Origin of the sequence: Cysteiniphilum sp. JM-1 (assembly GCF_008711525.1) — a bacterium.
Lineage (GTDB): Bacteria > Pseudomonadota > Gammaproteobacteria > Francisellales > Francisellaceae > Caedibacter.
Map to the genome: position 1 here is coordinate 1 of NZ_VXKS01000051.1, position 2,326 is coordinate 2,326.

The 2,326-nt window shown below is 35.4% G+C and carries 2 protein-coding genes; both read left to right on the plus strand.

The window, feature by feature from the left end; genetic code table 11:
- The first annotated feature begins 154 nt into the window (after positions 1 to 154).
- Positions 155 to 295 carry a hypothetical protein gene (locus F3D68_RS11330; RefSeq protein WP_191092814.1) on the plus strand — a complete coding sequence of 47 codons (141 nt, stop codon included), beginning with the start codon at positions 155 to 157 and terminating at the stop codon, positions 293 to 295.
- Between the two features lie 453 nt (positions 296 to 748).
- Positions 749 to 1,159 (plus strand): hypothetical protein, encoded by a 411-nt coding sequence (locus F3D68_RS11085; RefSeq protein ID WP_151194494.1) that lies wholly within the window; start codon positions 749 to 751, stop codon positions 1,157 to 1,159.
- Positions 1,160 to 2,326 lie beyond the last annotated feature (1,167 nt).

Sequence of the window (2,326 nt, forward strand, 5' to 3'; positions counted from 1 at the left end):
CACTAAAGCCTGATTTAGCAGCGCAGCCAATCTGGGTGAGTTTATCTTCTTGTCTGAGTTTCATGTATAGCTTTACCTGTTCTGTTGTGACTCGTTTTCTTGCCATACCTTAATCTTAATTATCTGCAGCTTTATTGATTAAGGAATAGCCTACATGATTCAACCGGCAATTCTAGTTGTCGTGATCGGTAAAGCTAATTGTCACCTAATAGTTAACAAAGGTTATAGCGAAGCTGAGATTGTTGACATATGTGGGTTCCATAAAAAAACCATTAAGAAGGTTGTGCTGGCATAGTAGTGTTTACTGTGTGTCTCAACTTTTTCAACTAATCCATTAACTGATTTTTCCCCGCCCTCCCAGTGAGGGTTGGAATGATTAAAGTTTAACCTCTGAAATAAAGGAGTTAAAAATACCCCTAAGTCTAAGCTCTTGAATTTGTAGGAGCGTTTAAAGTGGTTATATTGCCTAAATTGACTATTGCACTATATGTTTGAAATTGTCTTAATCCCTTTTGTTATATGCCTTTAAGGGGTGGTAACCTAGTCCTACACCCAGTAATCCGAAAACCCGCGCAGAAAGTGTTTCCTGCGCGTATCAAACCTGCATTGCTACAAGGGCTGGGAAGTACCTTAATTTAATTCTACATATACCTTCTTGGGTAGATTGCATTAATGTATAACTTTACTATACTTTTGCTTCAGAGCTATCTGAGTCAGTGGAGGGTTAAGTAGTTGAAAGGAGTAAAGAATGTCTGAGCTAAAGTTATGGAAACTAGAATTAATCAATAAAAATACAACCAAAGACACAAGCACTTTATTGATTGCAGCTTTGAATGAGGCAGAAGCAAGAGATGAAGCAGCTTCACAATCACCTGGTTCAGGTGCGGTAAAGATAATGTCTAAATATCAAAATACTCCGACAAACCCATGGGTATCAAGTCGAGAATCAACATGTTTGCCAGTAGTGAGCATTGAGATATTTGATAGAAATGGTCATCATTTATATGGTAGCCCTACGCCTAACTTAGGGTGGATTGGCATTAGATATGAGATAACAGAAAAAGATTATCAACAGCAAGTTTATAGCGATGGAGTGAAAGATAATATAATACCTTCTGATAGTAAATTTGATGATTACAATTACCAATACATTACTTAATTAGAGTGGCTTCAGGAAGCTCAAATTAGTGAACTGAATCACTCTTATTCATGTTATCCCAAGAGATAAAAGCATCAGTGCCTAAATTAAAGCGCTTACTTAGTTTGGCTGCTTACTATATTGGTTAGGTGCATATTTTAAATATTGGCTAGTAGGTTCTTACATAAAAATATATCGTTGTGACATATAAATCAAGCGTATTGTTTTTAAGGTACTTTTAAGCAGTTCAATGCTGGCAGGTTTGACATGCGCAAAAAGCATTTTCTCACTGCCTATAAAAATTGATTTCGTTTCGCTTTGTACACCTATGTAAATGGGAAAGGTATTAAAAAAACGAAATATCTACCGAGGAAAGCATAGTTTAAGCAATTAAAGCAAGGTACAGATTTGTACCTTGGTCAATATGAATCCAATAATAGAAAATATGATGAATATAACTTACCAAAACGCGAAAGCCTTATTTTAGTATCAGGTTATAGCATCACTATTTGAGTTGATTGAATAAAGCTTGGGAGTGTGTTGCCTTGGTTAAAATATGAAAACCATTTCGGACACAACCATATAGTCATCTATTCCCTTAATTTGAGAGATTAAAAGCAATGCATCAGAACATAGTCTTTAAGTGATAAAACGCTTAACTTTGGTAGGCTCAATTTTGAGCTCACCTAATGTTGGTTTTAGTTGTGAGACTTACTTAACTTGAGGTGGTCATGTGAAATTTCATGCAAAGGGGTTACATTGGGCTAAGTGTATAGTAAAACGTATAGTGAAAAAATAACACATAAATTAAATGCTTATTTATCAATTGTTTTAAGATGTTCTTTGAGTCTCCCCGTCGCACCAAATAATCATATTATAACGCCTCAAATTATTAGATATTTTCTATTTATACTGTCTTGATAGTCATATTTCTTTTGCGATAAGTTCTTAATAGATTGAAATTTAGACTTAATCTCGGCAATCTAAAAACCCACGCAGAAAGTGTTTCCTGCGCATGTCCAACCTGCATTGCTATAAGGGCTAGGAAGTACCTTAAAAATTGGGTTATATACCCAACTTGGTAAGCAAAATTTCTGAAACGTAGACAGCATAAGGCATTGAGCCATACACAAAGTTGAGTTAAGGCACTACAGATTTTTTTTGATTTTTTGTGGAGACGTGATCGAC

Coding starts and splice junctions, on each gene's coding strand:
- F3D68_RS11085 (WP_151194494.1), top strand. CDS start 749: ATGTCTGAGCTAAAGTTATGGAAACTAGAATTAATCAATAAAAATACA.
- F3D68_RS11330 (WP_191092814.1), top strand. CDS start 155: ATGATTCAACCGGCAATTCTAGTTGTCGTGATCGGTAAAGCTAATTGT.